Raw genomic sequence first — 16,712 nt, 5'->3', positions numbered from 1 at the left:
GGGTGAGCTCGGTCCCGCCGAGCAGCCCGCGCACCCGCGCAAGGTCGGCGTCGAGCGTCGCGGGTGAGACGTGCAGCGCGTCGGCGGTCTCGAACACGTCGATGCCGTCGGGGGCGTCGAGGAGCGCCCGGACCACGGTGTGGAGCCGGTCGCGCGGCGTGCCGGCGTCACCGCCCGCTCGCACGGCGGCAGCGGCCTCGGCCCCGGCCCGATAGCCCTGCGGCCCCGATTCGACCGCCGTGCCCGGCGCCACGCGCGCGTTGGCCGCGGTCACGTAGGAGCGGATGCTGCGCGGAGTCACACCGAGGGCGTCGGCGAGGGCGGATGCCGTGACCCAGTCGCCGTCGCGCAGGAGCAGTCCGAGCACGCGATCTTGCCGGGCCCGGGTCACCTGCCCAGTCAACCACGCCGGTGTCACCGAGGTCCTCCGCAGCCTCACTGCGTTTCGTCTCGCTCGTTCCTCGCTCGCTCAACGACCGGAACCTGTCGTTGGGCAAGGGGAACGCGGCGAACCCGTGCACGCCGGACTGATGCCCGAGGCGTTTCGTCTCGCTTCGCTCGCCCGACGACCGGAACCAGCACCGGGAGCCCCAGCCCCGGTCGCTGAGCGGGCGCGCCAGCGACCGAGACGAAACGCCCCGAACCCGCCGCACGACGCAGCGCGCTTCCGCCCCTGCGGAAGAAGGAGTGGTTGTCCCCTCTCAGCGTTCTCACAAGAATGGCCAGTGAGGAGGCGGGTCGATGAGGATCCTTGTGGTCTGCGGAGCGGGTGCCTCGAGCACCTTCGTCGCTCAGCGCGTGCGGCACGCGGCACATGCCGAGGGGCTCGACTACTCCGCCTTCGCCGGCACCGAGCAGTCCCTGCCCATCGATCTCGATGCCGCGGACGTCGTCCTGGTCGGGCCGCATCTCGCTCACGCGCTGGAGCGCATCGAGCGGGATGCCGCCGCACGGGGCACGACCGTGGTGCTGCTGCCATCCGACATCTTCGGAGATCGCGACGGAACCCGCACCCTCGCGCTGGTCCGCGCCGCGACCGGAAGCCCCGGGGGGCCGCATCCGGCCGCGGACGCGGGCGCGCACGACGCCCCCGACTGACCGTCCCCGGACCACGAGCTCACGACAGCGCAGTCCTGAACGAGATCCAGCAGAACTCCTGAACCAGATCCAAGAAAAGGGGTCACGACATGCCACCCATCTCCCGCACCGTCCGGATCGGATCGGCCCACGGGCTGCACGCGCGCCCCGCGAAGCTCTTCGCGCAGGCGGCGAAGGATGCCGGCATCCCGATCACGATCGCGAAGGATGCCGGCGGCCCGGTCAACGCGGCCAGCATCCTGGGCGTGATCGCGCTGGGCGTGGAGCAGGGCGACTACGTGACCCTCACAGCGGACGGCGACAACGCGGACGCCACGCTCGACACCCTCGCCGAGCTGCTCACCACCGACCACGACGCGGAGGCCTGAGATGACCGAGCTGCGTGGTGTCGGAATCGGCCTGGGCGTCGCCCAGGGACCTGTCGCGCGGATGGCGGAGCCTGCACCGGCGCCGTCCGACGCGCCCAGCACGCTGAGCGTCGACGCAGAGAAGGCGCGGGTGACGGATGCCGTGGCCGCCGTCGCCCGTGAGCTCGAAGCCCGCGGGGCGCAGGCGGGCGGCGCCGCGCAGGAGGTGCTCGAGGCGCAGGCGATGATGGCCGAGGACCCGACCCTCGCCGACGAGGTCGGCACCCGGCTGGCCCAGGGCCGCACGGGCGAGTTCGCCGTGTTCGACGCGTTCGCGTCGTTCCGCGACCAGCTCACCGCGCTCGGCGGCTACCTCGGCGAGCGCGCGGCGGACCTCGACGACGTCGCCCAGCGCGTCATCGCGCGGCTGCGCGGCGAGCCGGCGCCCGGCGTGCCCGACCCCGGGCATCCGTTCGTCCTCGTCGCGAAGGATCTCGCGCCGGCCGACACCGCCCTCCTCGACCTGGACAAGGTGCTGGCGCTCGTGACCACCGAGGGCGGCCCCACGTCGCACACGGCGATCCTCGCCCGCGAGAAGTCGATCGTCGCCATCGTCGGCGCGGTCGACGCCAAGAACCTGCGCGACGGCGAGACGGTGATCGTGGATGCCGCCGCCGGCGTCGTCACGACGGCGCCGACGCCCGACGAGCTCGAGCGGGCGGAGCGGCGCGCCGAGGACCGGGCATCCGCGTCGTCCGCGCCGATCACCGACGGCGCCCTCGCCGACGGCACGCCGGTGCCGCTGCTCGCGAACCTCGGCAAGCCCGAAGGCGCGATCGACGCGGTGGCGCTCGGCGCCGAGGGGGTCGGGCTCTTCCGCACGGAGTTCCTCTTCCTGAGCTCGGCGCAGGCACCCACCGTCGAGCAGCAGCGCGAGGCGTACACGAAGCTGCTCTCGGCGTTCCCCGGCAAGAAGGTGGTCGTGCGCGTGCTCGACGCCGGTGCCGACAAGCCGCTGGCGTTCCTCAACGACGCCCACGAGGAGAACCCGGCGCTCGGGCTCCGCGGCATTCGGGCGCTGCGGGCGAGCGAGGACATCCTGCGCGAGCAGCTCACCGCGCTGGCCGAAGCGGATGCCGCCACCGACGCGGACCTCTGGGTGATGGCGCCGATGGTCGCCACCGTCGAGGAGTCGGAGTACTTCACCGACATCGCCCGCGACTACGGCATCAAGACCGCCGGGGTCATGGTCGAGGTGCCCTCCTCCGCGCTGCTGGCCGACCGGATCCTGTCGTACACCGACTTCGCGTCGATCGGCACCAACGACCTCACGCAGTACACGATGGCCGCCGACCGGCTGCTCGGCTCGGTCGCGTCGCTCCAGGACCCGTGGCACCCCGCGGTGCTGCGGCTCATCCGGGAGGTCGGCGACGCCGGCCGGGCGCACGGCAAGCCCGTCGGCATCTGCGGCGAGGCGGCAGCCGATCCGCTCCTGGCCGTGGTGCTCGTGGGACTCGGCGCCACGAGCCTGTCGATGGCGCCCACGGCGCTCGCCGACGTGCGCGCCACCCTGCTGCAGCACACCGTCGACCAGGCGCGTGACATCGCCGCAGCAGCCCTCGCCGCGTCCGACGCGGGATCCGCTCGGATCGCGGCGCAGCAGGCCGCGGCCGGCAGCGCACGCACAACCGCCCAGACGGCGGCCACCCGATAGGCCGCCCGCAGCTGCGGCACAACCAGAAGAAGGAGACAGCAAAATGACAACGGCGTCTGTGCCCGCATCGGGCACCAGCAAGGCACGGGTCGGAGTCCAGCGCTTCGGCACGTTCCTGTCCGGCATGATCATGCCGAACATCCCGGCTCTGATCGCGTGGGGCATCTTCACGGCGTTCTTCATCGGGGTCGGGTGGACACCCAACGCGGACCTGGCGACCATCGTCGGCCCGTTCATCCACTACCTGCTCCCGCTGCTGATCGCCTATACGGGCGGCAGCATCATCTACGGCATCCGCGGTGGCGTCGTGGCGTCGATCGCGACGATGGGCGCCATCGCCGGCTCCGACCTGCTGATCGCGCAGATCAACGCGGACCTGCCCGCTGACAACCAGCTCGGCCAGGTGCACATGTTCATCGGCGCGATGATCATGGCCCCGATCGCCGCCTACTCGATGAAGTGGCTCGACAGCCTCTGGGAGGGCAAGATCAAGGCGGGCTTCGAGATGCTCGTCAACATGTTCTCGGCCGGCATCTGGGGCTTCGTGATGGCCATCGTCGGGTTCTACCCGATCGCCTGGCTCGTCAACGGCATCATGCAGGTCCTCAGCAACGCCGTGAACTGGCTGGTCGACTACAACCTGCTGCCGCTCACCAGCATCATCATCGAGCCGGCGAAGGTGTTCTTCCTCAACAACGCCATCAACCACGGCGTGCTGACGCCGCTCGGCGTCTCGGAGGCCGCCGACACCGGCTCCTCGATCCTGTTCCTGCTCGAGGCCAACCCCGGCCCCGGTGTCGGGCTGCTGCTCGCGTTCACGTTCTTCGGGCTCGGCGCGGCACGCGCCTCGGCCCCGGGCGCGGCCGTGATCCAGTTCTTCGGCGGCATCCACGAGGTGTACTTCCCGTACGCGCTGATGAAGCCGATCCTGATCCTCGCCCTCATCGGCGGAGGCATGACCGGCGTCACGACGAACATGCTGCTGGGCGGTGCGCTCCGCGCTCCGGCGGCACCGGGCAGCATCATCGCGGTGCTCGCACAGACGGCGCAGGGGGCCTACTTCGCAGTGATCCTGTCCGTCATCCTGTCGGCCGCCGTCACCTTCCTGATCGCCGCACTCATCCTCCGGGCCTCGCGCAAGCGCGACCTCGCGGCGATGGCGGCGACCGACGACGCCTTCGGCGCGGCGATCACGCAGACCGAGGCCGCCAAGGGCAAGTCCTCGGACGCGCTCTCGGGGCTGCGGGGCGGCGCCGCCACCGGAGCCGAGGGCGGCATCGAGCCGGCGACCATGACCGAGCGCGAGATCAAGAGCATCGTGTTCGCGTGCGACGCGGGCATGGGCTCGTCGGCGATGGGCGCGAGCGTGCTGCGCAACAAGATCAAAAAGGCGGGCATCGAGGACGTCACGGTCGTCAACAAGGCGATCGCGAACCTGGATGCCTCGGCCGACCTGGTCATCACGCAGAACCAGCTCACCGACCGGGCGCGGCAGAAGACGCCCACCGCGGTGCACGTGTCGGTGGACAACTTCATGAACTCGCCGAGATACGACGAGGTCGTGGACCTGGTGCGGTCGCAGCACGAGGATGGTGCGTAGCTGAGACCGCGGTGGGGCCGGGCGGGCGCTTCATGCCCCCGGCCCCATCGCCCTCGCTCCGGTCGCGCGCACACTGCGGCCGGCGGGAACGCCGGGGGCGGCATCCGTCCCCCGGGCAGGACGAGTGACGACGACAGAACGAGACAACGGCGAAAGGCGAAGACATGGCACGCGAGGTTCTGAGCATCGGCCAGGTGCGCATCCACTCCGGGAGCGCGACGCGCGACGAGGCGATGAAGGAGGCCGCCGACATCCTGCAGGCCGCCGGCGCGGTCACCGGCGCGTACTACGACGCCATGCTGCAGCGCGAGCAGACCGTGTCGACCTACATGGGCAACGAGCTGGCGATCCCGCACGGCACGAACGAGACGAAGGGCGAGATCCTCGAGTCCGCGCTGTCGGTCGTCCGCTACGACCGCGGCGTCGACTGGGACGGCAACCCCGTGACGTTCGTGGTCGGCATCGCCGGCAAGGGCGACGAGCACCTCGAGATCCTCTCCCAGATCGCCATCCTCTTCTCCGACGAGGACGACGTCGCCCGCCTCAAGGAGGCGCAGACGCCCGAGGAGCTGTTCGGCCTGGTGTCTGCGTCGGGCGTCTGATGAAGGCCGTCCACTTCGGCGCGGGGAACATCGGCCGCGGCTTCGTCGGGCTGCTCCTGCACGAGGGCGGGTACGAGCTCGTGTTCTCGGATGTCGCCGCACCGCTCGTCGACGCGATCAACCACGCGTCCCGCTACACGGTGCACGAGGTGGGCGACGGCGGCCGCGACACGGTCGTCACCGGCTTCCGGGCGATCAACAGCGCCGAGCATCCGGAGCTCGTCGTGGAGGAGATCGCGGGCGCCAACGTCGTCACGACCGCCGTCGGACCGACGATCCTGAAGTTCGTGGCGCCGCATATCGTCGGTGGGCTCGCCCTCCGCGATCCGTCCAGCCCTCCGCTGCAGATCATGGCGTGCGAGAACGCCATCAACGCCACCGATCTGCTCCGCGACGAGATCAAGGCGCTCGCGGGCGATGCCTGGGACGCGCTCGCCTCACGCGCGGTGTTCGCGAACACCGCGGTCGACCGCATCGTGCCCGGACAGCCCGAGGGCGGCGGCGTGGACGTCACCGTCGAGCCGTTCTTCGAGTGGGCGATCGAGCGGCCGCCGTTCGGCGACGACCCTCCCCGCATCCCCGGCGCCCACTTCGTCGACGACCTCGAGCCGTACATCGAGCGCAAGCTCTTCACGGTCAACACCGGGCACGCCGCGACGGCGTACTTCGGTGCCCAGGCGGGCGTCGAGGGGATCGCGCAGGCTCTCTCCGACCCGGCGCTGGCGGCGCGGGTGGAGGCGGCGCTCGAAGAGACCTCGGCGCTGCTCGAGGCCAAGCACGGACTCGATGCCGAGTCGCTGGCGGCGTACCGTGCCACGATCCTGAGCCGCTTCCGCAACACCGCCCTCCCCGACACGGTGTGGCGCGTGGGCCGCCAGCCGCTGCGCAAGCTGTCGCGGCACGAGCGGTTCGTCGGCCCCGCCGCCGAAGCCGCCGAGCGCGGTCTCGGCGTCGACGCACTGGTCGCCGCGATGGGTGCGGCGCTCGCGTTCGACGACACGGAGGACGCCCAGTCGGTGGACCTGCAGCGGATGCTGCGGGAGCAGGATGCCGCCGGCTTCACGGCATCCGTCACGGGCCTCGAGCCGGAGCATCCGCTGTTCCCGAAGGTCGAGGCGGTCGTCGCTGCACGGCAGGCCGAGCTCGCGGGCTGAGCGTGTTCGCAGGTTGAGCCGCACGGTCGGGCTACGCTCATCCGGTGACCCCGAGCGCCCCCTCCGCCGAGCCCGCACCCGACGCCGAGAGGGGATCGGGCGCAACCGCCTCAGCGACTCCGAAGCCCCGCCGGCGGGGCCTGCGCGTCCTGTGGTGGATCCTCGGCTCGCTGGCGGCGGTCATCGTGCTCGGCATCGTCGGCATCGTGATCTGGAGCCAGGTCGGCGTGATGGCCGCCGAGTCGGAGCCCCTCGCCGACGTGCGGTCGAACACCGCCATCGAGATCACCGACACCGACGCGGGCATCGTGCTCTCGCCCGCGGGCGAGTCGGCCGACGTCGGCCTGGTCTATGTGCCCGGTGCGAAGGTCGACCCCTGGGCGTATGCCGACAAGCTCTCGGGACTCGTCGCAGATGACGGCGTCACGGTGGTCATCACGAAGCCCTGGCTGAACCTCGCGTTCTTCGATCTGCGGCCGCTGTCGGCCTTCACCGACCTCGCGCCCGGCATCGACACCTGGCTCGTCGGCGGGCACTCGCTCGGCGGCGTGCGCGCCTGCCAGCTGGCGACAGATGCCGACGGCCTCGCCCTGTTCGGCTCCTACTGCGCGAACGACCTGTCGGCGTCGGGCCTGCCGGCGATCAGCGTGGCCGGCAGCGAGGACGGGCTGTCGACGCCGGAGAAGATCGCCGACGCGCGGCCCCTCCTGCCCGAGGACGCGGAGATGCACGAGATCGAAGGCGCGAGCCACGCGTCCTTCGGCGATTACGGCCCGCAGCCCGGCGACGGCACCCCGACCATCTCGGACGACGACATGCGCGACCAGCTCACCGACCTCGTCGGACCCTTCGCCCTCGCCACCGCCGGTCGCTGAGCGGAGGGCGCTCGCGCCCGAAGGCGAAGCGGACTGACGTCTCGACCGCATCCAGCGCGTTTCGTCTCGCTCGTTCCTCGCTCGCTCAACGACCGGATAGCCCACGTCCCCGTCGTTGAGCGAGGGAGCGCCAGCGACCCAGACGAAACGCCCCGAGCCGACAGGCCGCCGCGCCGAACCGGCATCTCGACCGCATCCAGCGCGTTTCGTCTCGCTCGTTCCTCGCTCGCTCAACGACCGGATAGCCCACGTCCCGGTCGTGAGCGAGGGAGCGCCAGCGACCCAGACGAAACGCCCCGAGCCGACAGGCCGCCGCGCCGAACCGGCGTCTCGACCGCACCCAGCGCGTTTCGTCTCGCTCGTTCCTCGCTCGCTCAACGACCGGATAGCCCACGTCCCCGTCGTGAGCGAGGGAGCGCCGGCGACCCAGACGAAACGCCCCGAGCCGACAGGCCGGGCTGAACGACCGGCACCTCCCGCCTAGACTGGAATCCCGTGACCGTCATCCTCGCGGCGATCGCGGCCTTCGTCGCTGCGGTCATCCAGCGCATCACCGGGCTCGGCTTCGTGCTCGTGCTCGTCGGCCCCATCGTGCTCCTCTACGGACCCGTGGAGGGCGTCACCCTCGGTGTGCTGCTGGCGCTCGTCGCCGCACTGACCGCGATCCCGCTGGTGTGGCGCCAGATCGACTGGGCACGCTCGTGGTGGCTCATCTGGCCCGGGATCGTGGCCGCGCCGTTCGGCGCCCTGCTCGTGCACCTCCTCCCGGATGCCGCCCTGCTGCTGCTCATCGCCGCGATGGCGTATCTCGCGCTGCTGGCGGGGCGCATCTCCGCGCTCTCCGCGTCGCTGACCGGCCGCATGGGCGCCGTCGTGTCCGGCTCCGCCGCCGGCTTCATGCACGTCGCGAGCGGCCTGTCCGGTCCACCGCTGGCGGCCTACGCCGTCGGCGACCGCTGGCCGCAGCGCAGCTTCGCGGCCAGTGCGCAGCTGATCTTCGCCGTGTTCGGGATCGTCTCGGTGGCGCTCCGGGGGCTTCCCGTCTCCCCCGTCGAGGATGTCGGCACCCTCGTCGTAGCGACCATCGCCGGCATCGCGATCGGCACGATCCTCTCCCGCAACGTCTCACCGCGGATCGCCCGGGCAGCCATGCTCGCGCTCGCCTGGGCCGGTGCGACGGTGGTGCTGGTGCGCGGCATCCTGGCAGTGTTCATGTGACGACTGCCGACGTCCGGCGGTCGTCGGTGGCGCCTGGTACACCGGGGCCGCGCACCGATTTCGGTTGATGCCGCTTCACGCTTAGTGTTCTGTCGGCGGAATCGTCACGCCGGCACGAGGACGTGCCCATCGACGAACGTGAGGATCAATGAGCGACCACCGCTACGCCATCATCGGCGCCGGGCCATCGGGGCTGTCGGCTGCCCGCGCCCTGCAGAAGGCCGGGATCGACTTCGACGGGTTCGAGGCGTCTCGCGGCGTCGGCGGCCTCTGGGACATCGAGAACCCGCGCTCGACGATGTACGACTCCGCGCACCTCATCTCGTCGCGGACCACGACGGAGTTCTCCGAGTTCCCCATGCGCACCACGGCGGACTACCCGAGCCATCGCGAGCTGATCACATACTTCCGCGACTTCGCCGACCACTTCGGGCTGACCGAGCACTTCCGCTTCGACACGAGGGTCACGTCGCTCGACCGCACGGAAGACGGCGGCTGGATGCTGCGGGCCACCGGCACCGCCGGTGACGCCGGCGGCACGGGCGAGGCGACGCAGCAGCGCTACGACGGGGTGATCCTCGCGAACGGCACGCTCGCGGAGCCGAACGTCCCGGCGTTCCGCGGCGAGTTCAGCGGCGAGCTCCTGCACACCAGCGCCTACAAGTCCGCGACCCAGCTGACCGGCAAGCGCGTCCTCATCATCGGCGCCGGCAACTCCGGCTGCGACATCGCCGTCGACGCCGTGCATCACGCGGCATCCGTCGACATGAGCGTGCGTCGCGGCTACTACTTCGTGCCGCGGTATCTCTTCGGCAAGCCGTCCGACACGCTCAACCAGGGGCGGCCGCTGCCCGCTCGTCTCAAGCAGTTCGTCGACGCGCGGGTGCTGCGCGCCTTCACCGGCGACCCGGTGCGGTTCGGCTTCCCCAGGCCCGACTACAAGATCTACGAGTCGCACCCGATCGTCAACACGCTCATCCTCAACCACCTCGGCCAGGGCGACCTGCGCATCGTGCCCGACATCGACCGCTTCGACGGCCGCACCGTCCGCTTCCGCGACGGCTCGTCGGGCGAGTACGACACCGTGCTCCTCGCCACCGGGTACAAGCTCGACTACCCGTTCGTCGATCGCAGCGCGCTCGCCTGGAACGGCATGGCACCGCGCCTCTTCCTCAACGCGTTCACCCCGTCGTTCAACGGGCTGTACGTGATGGGCATGATCGAGGCATCCGGAATCGGCTGGCAGGGGCGCTACGAGCAGGCCGAGCTCATCGCGGCCTACCTCGCGGCGCTCGAGCGCCACCCCGACCGCGCCGCGGCCTTCCGCACGAGGGTCACCAGCGAACCCTGGCCGGACCTGACCGGCGGGTACCACTACCTCGGCCTCGAACGCATGTCGTACTACGTCAACAAGGACGCCTACCGCAGCGCCGTCCGCGCTGCCACGCAGGCGTTGCGGACGGATGCGGCCGCCCGGCCGTCTCGGCGGGGCCGCCTGGTCCGCAAGAGCGCCGGCGTGCAGGTCGCAGGCGTGCAAGGCGGCGGTTCACACGCCGCCGAGAAGAAGGTGACGGCATGAACCCGGACGACGTCCTGCTCAACTTCAATCCCGGGACGCTCGTCATCCTCAACGTGGTGCTCGGGCTCATCATGTTCGGCATCGCGCTGGACACCACCATCGACGACTTCAGGGTCGTCGCCCGCAAGCCCAAGCCCTTCGTCATCGCGATCCTGGCTCAGCTCGTCGTGCTGCCGGCGGTGACCTTCGGGCTCACCCTGATCCTGCCCGTGACACCGTCGATGGCGCTCGGCATGATCCTCGTCGCCTGCTGCCCGCCCGGCAACATCTCGCAGGTGCTCACGCACCGCTCCGGCGGCAACGTCGCGCTGTCGGTGTCGATGACCGCGGTGTCGAACCTCCTCTACATCTTCGTGCTGCCGCTCTCCGTCGCGTTCTGGGGGTCGCTCCACCCCACGGCGCGCGACCTGCTCGTCGCGGTCGAGCTCAACCCGTGGTCGATGCTCGGCGACATCCTGCTCATCATCGGCGTGCCGTTCGCCCTCGGCCTGTTCATCCGCAACCGGTTCCCGGTCTTCGCGGGAAGAGTCCAGCCGTGGGTGAAGTGGTTCTCGCTGATCGCGCTGGTCGGGTTCATCGTTGCCGCGCTCGCGGGCAACTGGGCCTACTTCGTGGCCTTCCTCGGCATCATCGTCCTCGTCGTCACCATCCACGACGCCGTGGCGCTGGGCATCGGATACACGACCGCCGTCGTCGGCGGTCTCGGGACCCGGGAGCGAAAGGCGATGACGTTCGAGGTCGGCATCCGCAATGCGGGTCTCGGCCTCGGCCTCGTCTTCGCGTTCTTCGGCGGCCTCGGCGGCATGGCCATCGTGGCCGGCTGGTGGGGCATCTGGGACATCATCGCCGGTCTCGCCGTCGCCGCCCTCTGGGCCCGCCACACCAAGCGGCGCACCGGGTCGGCGAAGGGCGACGCCTCGCGCCACGCGGTGCGGAGCGGGACCCCCCGGTCCGGCGCCGCGGAACCCGGCGCCTCGGCGGGAGCACCGGAATGAGCCGCGCCGGGCACACCGGCGCGGCGCGCGCTGCCGCCGCGCTGAGCAGCCTCTCGACGCAGCCGATCACCGTGACCGATCCCGCTGCGCACCGCGTCCGCCACGAGCGCGTGCGGGTGCTGGTCACGGGCGGCGCCGGCTTCCTCGGGTCGCACGTGGCCGCAGCGCTCGTCGCGCACCCGGACGTGGACCTGGTCGTGGCGGGCGACGTGCGGCGGCCCGAGCATCCCATCGAGGGAGTCGTGTACGACGACTGCGACGTGACGCGCGCCGCCGGACTGGTGCCGCTGCTCGAGCGTCACCGCATCGACGTCGTCGTGCACCTCGCCGCGATCGTCAACCCCGGCCGCGACCACGACCTCGAGTACCGCGTCGACGTCGACGGTTCGCGCCACGTGCTCGAGGCCTGTGTCGAGGCCGGTGTGCGGCGCGTCGTGGTGTCGTCGTCAGGAGCCGCGTACGGCTACCACGCCGACAATCCCGCGTGGCTGCGCGAGTCCGACCCCGTGCGCGGCAACGACGAGTTCCCGTACTCCAAGCACAAGCGCCTCGTCGAGCAGCTGCTCGCCGGCTACCGCACCGCGCACCCCGAGCTCGAGCAGGTGGTGTTCCGAATCGGCACGATCCTCGGTCCCACGGTGCAGAACCAGATCACCGCGCTCTGGGACGGCCGGGCGCTGCTCAAGGTGCGCGGCTCGGAGTCGCCGTTCGTCTTCGTGTGGGTCGACGACGTCGCCGCCGCGATGGCGCGCGCGGCCACCGACGGACCCCCCGGGGTCTACAATGTCGCCGGCGACGGCCGCGTCACCGTGCCAGAGATCGCGCAGCGCCTGGGCAAGCCGGTCGTGACCGTGCCCGCCGGCGTCCTCGGCTTCGGCCTCCGTGTGGGGCGGATGCTGCGCCTCACCGTCCACGGCCCCGAGCAGGTCGGCTTCCTGCGCCATCGTCCGGTGCTCGCCAACCGCGCCCTCAAGCAGGACTTCGGCTACACACCCAGCAAGACCTCGGCCGAGGCGTTCGAGGCGTACCTGGCCACGCATCCCGGCGTCGCACGCCGCTGAGCAGCGGATTGCACACCCAGCGGTCCAGGAATCTCCGGTTTCCGGGACCCAGAACCTGCACAACCCGGACCGCACTCAACTCGGTCGCGCCTGCGTATCCGGGCCACTTCCGATGTCGCGACAGCTAAGGACGCCATCCCGCGCGCACCAATGCCCGGCGGACGAGGTCGATGGCGACGCTCGGGTCGGGCGTCAGGTGGTGATGGAGGATTCTGACCAGCTGCCAATCGAGCTCGGCGATGTCTCGCCACCGGTCGGCATCGCGGGCGAACTGGTAGACATCTTCGGCGTGCTGTCGACCGTCGTACTCGACGGCGACACGGTACGCCGGGTACGCCAGGTCGAGGCGCGCGGCGAGGCCGCCATCGGGCCGGATCAACTCCAGCGCCAACTCCGGCTCAGGCAGTCCCGCATCGGTCAGCTCCAAGCGGAGCTTCGTCTCCCGCGGCGACTCCGAACCCTCGCGTACCCGGTCGAGCAGCGGCTGCAGTCGGGCGCATCGCGCCCTCGACGCCTCGGCGCGCAGCTGGTCGATCGTGGCCAGCCGCCGGCGGCGCGCGACGAGGAAGTCGGCTGCAACGATGAGCTCGACATCGGGAAGATGAGCCGACGCCTGCACCCACGCCCGATCCGGGGCCTCGATGCGCAGTCCCGCCACCCGCTGCGCGGCGGGCTCTCGCGGCGCGAGCCGATGCGATACGACGATTTTCGTACGGGCGGGATTCCGCGGTCTGATCGCGGAGACGTGGATCACCTCGTCCCACACGTCGGGCGTCGGTGCCCCGTGGAGGATCAGCGCGGTGGAGTGACTGAAGAAGTCGCTCTCGTGCATGCGCGTAGCGAACTGCCGGCAGCGCCTTCGGAAAGCGCGCAACCGAAGCTCGCTCCGCGAGAGCTGCGCCGAAGGGCGCGCGTCGAGCTCGTCGACGTGCCGCCACTCGCGGACTCCGTGGAAAGGTCGCTCGAAGAGCGGTCCGTCGAGCGCTCCGCGCCCGACCCCGCGGGCAATGGCGTCGCCGACCCGGAACGGTTCATTGCCGAATGGGGAGTCTCTTGTCGTCACGCACCCGAGTCCACCGCAGCGCCCGCGCGGTCTCGTTCCCAGCTGACCTGATCTGTGCGCAGCGCCGCAATCCGCCTCGCTGTGGAGGAGGCGCTGTCCGACGATGTCGCACGGCGCGCGTGCGCTCGGCGGTCCGGCTCGCACCTGGGTCCGGTCCAGGAATCCCAGGGACCCGGCCTCCGGAACCTGCGAAACCTGGACCGCACACCTCGGCGCACCGGCTCGCACCTGGGTCCGGTCCAGGAATCCCGGGCTCCCCGCGCCCAGAAGGCGCGAATCCTGGACCGCGCCTGCGCAAGAGACCCGCGAATCCTGGACCGCGCCTGCGCAAGAGACCCGCGGCTGCACGGCGCCGCACGAACGAGCGGATGCCCCGAGCCGAGGCATCCGCTCTCCGATTGCGAAGCGACTACGCGTCGAAGCCCTCGGCGATGAGGTCGATGAGCTCCTCGCGCTCCTCCACGGGAAGGAAGGCGCCGGCCGCGGCGTTGAGCTGGAACGCCTCGAGGTCGTCGAGCCCGTACTCGAAGGTCTCGACGAGCAGCGCGAGCTCGCGCGTCAGCGACGTGCGGCTCATGGTGCGGTTGTCGACGTTCACGGTCACTGAGAAGCCGAGCTGGTACAGCAGGTCGAAGGGATGGTCCTCCATCGTCGTGCCCCAGCGCTCGATCGCGCCCGTCTGCAGGTTGGACGACGGCGACAGCTCGAGCGGGATCTCGCGGTCCCGCACCCAGCGGGCGAGATCGCCGAACTGCACCAGCACCTCTTCGCCGGCGCGGGAGACGACCTCGAGGTCCTCGGCGATGCGCACGCCGTGGCCGAGCCGCAGCGCACGGCCGTCGATGAGCGCCGAGCGGATCGACTCGAGCCCGGCCGCCTCACCGGCGTGGACGGTCGCGGGGAAGAACTCCGACGCGAGGTAGTCGAAGGCATCGCGGTGGTTCGAGGCGGGGAACCCGTCCTCGGGGCCGGCGATGTCGAAGCCGACCGCGCCGCGGTTGCGCCACTCGACGGCAAGGCGAGCGATCTCCAGCGACCGGTCGGTGTGACGCATCGCGGTGATCAGCTGACCGACGCGGATGTCGTTGCCCCGACGTTCAGCGGCATCCTCACCCTCCTCGATGCCCTCCTGGACGGCGGCGACGACCTCGTCCAGCGACAGCCCTCGCGCGAGGTGCTGCTCGGGCGCCCACCGCACCTCGCCGTAGATCACGCCGTCGGCGGCAAGGTCCTCGACGAACTCCCGCGCGACGCGCGTGAGGCCCTCGCGGGTCTGCATCACGGCGGTCGTGAGGTCGAACGTCTTCAGGTACTCCACGAGGGAACCCGAATCGCTCTTCTCGGCGAACCAGTCCGCCAGGTCGTCCGGCTCGGACTCCGGGACATCGAGCCCGATCGCATCGGCCAGCTCGATGATCGTCGCCGGCCGCACGCCGCCGTCGAGGTGATCGTGCAGCGACACCTTGGGCAGGCTCCGGAGCGACAGACCGTCGAGAATGGCGTCGCCGTGCTGGTCGATGGGCATGGATTTCTCCTCGATTGCGATCGCGAGTGGGGGTGGAGGACGGATGCCGCGACCCGGCGCCGCGCCGGATCCCCGGCGCGGGACTGACCCAGCCTAGGCGGTGATGCGTTCCAGGACGAGAGGAGCGGCAGCCGGCGCCTCGGCGCCGATCTGCCACGCGCCGTCGACGGCGTCGAGGGCGCGTTCGAAGCGCGAGTCATCCTCGCCGAGCAGGGTGAACAGCGGCTGGCCGGCAGCCACCTGATCGCCCGGCTTGACGTGGAGGTCGATGCCCGCGGCATGCAGCACCGGGTCCTGCGCCCGCGCGCGACCGGCACCGAGGCGCCACGCGGCGATGCCGAACGGCAGTGCCTCCATGCCGGTGACGTATCCGGCCTGCGTTGCCGTGACCGTGTGGGTCTCGTTCGGGGCGGGCAGCGCGGCATCCGGATCGCCGTCCTGCGCGCTGATCATGGCGCGCCAGGCGTCCATCGCGCGGCCGTTCTGCAGTGCCGCCTCGACGTCCGCGTCCGGCTGCCCCGCGAGCGCGAGCATCTCGCGGGCGAGCGCGACGGTCAGCTCCACGACATCGGCGGGGCCGCCGCCGGCGAGCACCTCGACGGACTCGCGCACCTCGTTCGCGTTGCCGATGGCGAGCCCGAGCGGCGTGTTCATGTCGGTGAGGAGCGCGGTCGTCGCGACGCCCGAGTCGGTGCCGAGCGCCACCATGGTGCGGGCCAGCTCGCGCGCGCGCTCGACGTCGCGCATGAACGCCCCCGAGCCGAACTTCACGTCGAGCACGAGCGAGTCGGTGCCCTCGGCGATCTTCTTCGACATGATGCTCGACGCGATGAGCGGGATCGCCTCGACCGTGCCGGTGACGTCGCGCAGCGCGTACAGCTTCTTGTCGGCGGGCGCGAGCCCGGAGCCGGCGGCGCAGATGACCGCGCCGACGTCGCGCAGCTGCGCGAACATCTCGTCGTTCGACAGCGCCGCGCGCCACCCCGGGATCGACTCGAGCTTGTCGAGCGTGCCGCCGGTGTGACCGAGCCCTCGGCCCGAGAGCTGTGGGACCGCCACGCCGAACGAGGCGACCAGCGGGGCGAGCGGCAGCGTGATCTTGTCGCCGACGCCGCCGGTCGAATGCTTGTCGACGGTGGGCTTGCCGAGTCCGGCGAAGCTCATGCGCTCCCCCGACGCGATCATCGCGTCGGTCATGACGCGGATCTCGTCGCGCGTCATCCCGTTGAGGAGCACCGCCATCGCGAACGCCGCCATCTGCGAGTCGGCGACGTAGCCGCGGGTGTACGCGTCGACCATCCAGCGGAGGGCCGGCTCCGCCACGGCGCCGCCGTCGCGCTTGCCGCGGATGACGTCGACCGCGTCGAACGGTTCGACAGCGTCACCGGTCATCGCGCCGCCTCCTCGAGATCCCGCGGGCCGAACGCGTCGGGCAGCACCTCGTCGATCGTGCGGATGCCCGACACGGTCTCGAGCAGCATGCCCGGGATGGCGAACTCGTTGAGCAGCTGCCGGCAGCGTCCGCAGGGCATGATCGTGTCGCCGTGGCCGTTCACGCACACGAAGGCCACGAGGCCTCCTCCGCCCGACATCTGCAGCTCGCTGACGAGGCCGCACTCCGCGCACAGCCCCACGCCGTACGACGCATTCTCGACGTTGCAGCCGGTGACGATGCGCCCGTCGGTCACGAGCGCGGCGGCTCCCACCTTGTAGCGGGAGTACGGTGCGTACGCGCGCTGCATGGCATCGGTCGCGGCGGCACGCAACTCGTCCCAGTCGATATCGGTCACTTCAGGACTCCGTTCACGGTGAGGGAAAGCGTCACAGGGGTCCCCTGCCGTTGCGTCGAGCCCACCGGACCGTCCGTCCGACTGTCCGGGT

At 71.0% G+C, this 16,712-nt stretch carries 15 protein-coding genes and 1 pseudogene; 11 read left to right on the top strand and 5 right to left on the bottom strand.

Going from position 1 to position 16,712, the window contains the following annotated elements:
* A pseudogene (locus ACI3KX_RS07130) lies at positions 1 to 391 on the bottom strand (transcriptional antiterminator); the annotation flags it as partial.
* A gap of 350 nt (positions 392 to 741) precedes the next feature.
* Here ACI3KX_RS07130 and ACI3KX_RS07125 point away from each other — a divergent pair.
* The 11 genes from ACI3KX_RS07125 (at position 742) to ACI3KX_RS07075 (ending at position 12,243) form a co-directional block, all read left to right on the top strand.
* Positions 742 to 1,098 (top strand): PTS sugar transporter, encoded by a 357-nt coding sequence (locus ACI3KX_RS07125; RefSeq protein ID WP_363357904.1) that lies wholly within the window; start codon positions 742 to 744, stop codon positions 1,096 to 1,098.
* 89 nt (positions 1,099 to 1,187) lie between these two features.
* Positions 1,188 to 1,466, top strand: a complete 279-nt coding sequence (locus ACI3KX_RS07120) for an HPr family phosphocarrier protein (protein ID WP_308868269.1) — start codon at positions 1,188 to 1,190, stop codon at positions 1,464 to 1,466.
* A gap of 1 nt (position 1,467) precedes the next feature.
* A complete protein-coding gene (gene ptsP, locus ACI3KX_RS07115; protein ID WP_404909068.1) occupies positions 1,468 to 3,159 on the top strand; it encodes a phosphoenolpyruvate--protein phosphotransferase in 1,692 nt (563 codons plus the stop codon).
* A 43-nt stretch (positions 3,160 to 3,202) separates the two neighbouring features.
* Positions 3,203 to 4,759, top strand: a complete 1,557-nt coding sequence (locus ACI3KX_RS07110; RefSeq protein ID WP_363357906.1) for a PTS mannitol transporter subunit IICB — start codon at positions 3,203 to 3,205, stop codon at positions 4,757 to 4,759.
* Between the two features lie 164 nt (positions 4,760 to 4,923).
* A complete protein-coding gene (locus ACI3KX_RS07105) occupies positions 4,924 to 5,361 on the top strand; it encodes a PTS sugar transporter subunit IIA (protein WP_404909066.1) in 438 nt (145 codons plus the stop codon).
* Positions 5,361 to 6,515 (top strand): mannitol-1-phosphate 5-dehydrogenase, encoded by a 1,155-nt coding sequence (locus tag ACI3KX_RS07100; RefSeq protein ID WP_363357908.1) that lies wholly within the window; start codon positions 5,361 to 5,363, stop codon positions 6,513 to 6,515. The genes ACI3KX_RS07105 and ACI3KX_RS07100 overlap by 1 nt, the downstream gene beginning before the upstream one ends.
* Before the next feature lie 44 nt (positions 6,516 to 6,559).
* Positions 6,560 to 7,390, top strand: coding sequence for an alpha/beta hydrolase (locus ACI3KX_RS07095; RefSeq protein ID WP_404909063.1), 831 nt, complete (start codon positions 6,560 to 6,562; stop codon positions 7,388 to 7,390).
* A gap of 495 nt (positions 7,391 to 7,885) precedes the next feature.
* Complete coding sequence (locus tag ACI3KX_RS07090) at positions 7,886 to 8,608, top strand: TSUP family transporter (protein ID WP_363357911.1); 723 nt, start codon at positions 7,886 to 7,888, stop codon at positions 8,606 to 8,608.
* A gap of 148 nt (positions 8,609 to 8,756) precedes the next feature.
* Positions 8,757 to 10,187, top strand: a complete 1,431-nt coding sequence (locus ACI3KX_RS07085; protein ID WP_404909061.1) for a flavin-containing monooxygenase — start codon at positions 8,757 to 8,759, stop codon at positions 10,185 to 10,187.
* Positions 10,184 to 11,182, top strand: coding sequence for a bile acid:sodium symporter family protein (locus tag ACI3KX_RS07080; RefSeq protein WP_404909059.1), 999 nt, complete (start codon positions 10,184 to 10,186; stop codon positions 11,180 to 11,182). Before ACI3KX_RS07085 ends, ACI3KX_RS07080 begins: the two co-directional genes overlap by 4 nt.
* Positions 11,179 to 12,243, top strand: coding sequence for an SDR family oxidoreductase (locus ACI3KX_RS07075; RefSeq protein ID WP_404909057.1), 1,065 nt, complete (start codon positions 11,179 to 11,181; stop codon positions 12,241 to 12,243). Before ACI3KX_RS07080 ends, ACI3KX_RS07075 begins: the two co-directional genes overlap by 4 nt.
* 124 nt (positions 12,244 to 12,367) lie before the next feature.
* On the opposite strand, the gene ACI3KX_RS07070 is transcribed toward ACI3KX_RS07075, so the two are convergent.
* The 4 genes from ACI3KX_RS07070 to ACI3KX_RS07055 all read right to left on the bottom strand — a co-directional run bounded on the left by ACI3KX_RS07070 (position 12,368) and on the right by ACI3KX_RS07055 (position 16,621).
* Positions 12,368 to 13,075 (bottom strand): hypothetical protein, encoded by a 708-nt coding sequence (locus tag ACI3KX_RS07070; protein ID WP_404909055.1) that lies wholly within the window; start codon positions 13,073 to 13,075, stop codon positions 12,368 to 12,370.
* Between the two features lie 640 nt (positions 13,076 to 13,715).
* Positions 13,716 to 14,831 carry an adenosine deaminase gene (locus ACI3KX_RS07065; protein WP_363357918.1) on the bottom strand — a complete coding sequence of 372 codons (1,116 nt, stop codon included), beginning with the start codon at positions 14,829 to 14,831 and terminating at the stop codon, positions 13,716 to 13,718.
* Between the two features lie 93 nt (positions 14,832 to 14,924).
* Complete coding sequence (locus ACI3KX_RS07060; protein WP_404909053.1) at positions 14,925 to 16,223, bottom strand: thymidine phosphorylase; 1,299 nt, start codon at positions 16,221 to 16,223, stop codon at positions 14,925 to 14,927.
* Positions 16,220 to 16,621: a cytidine deaminase gene (locus ACI3KX_RS07055; RefSeq protein ID WP_163620590.1), complete on the bottom strand. Its 402-nt coding sequence runs from the start codon at positions 16,619 to 16,621 to the stop codon at positions 16,220 to 16,222. The genes ACI3KX_RS07060 and ACI3KX_RS07055 overlap by 4 nt, the downstream gene beginning before the upstream one ends.
* Positions 16,622 to 16,712 lie beyond the last annotated feature (91 nt).

It is taken from the genome of Microbacterium sp. ZW CA_36, from assembly GCF_044987475.1.
GTDB lineage: Bacteria > Actinomycetota > Actinomycetes > Actinomycetales > Microbacteriaceae > Microbacterium.
The sequence above is the reverse complement of the archived record's forward strand: the minus strand, read 5'-3'. Positions and strand labels throughout refer to the sequence as shown.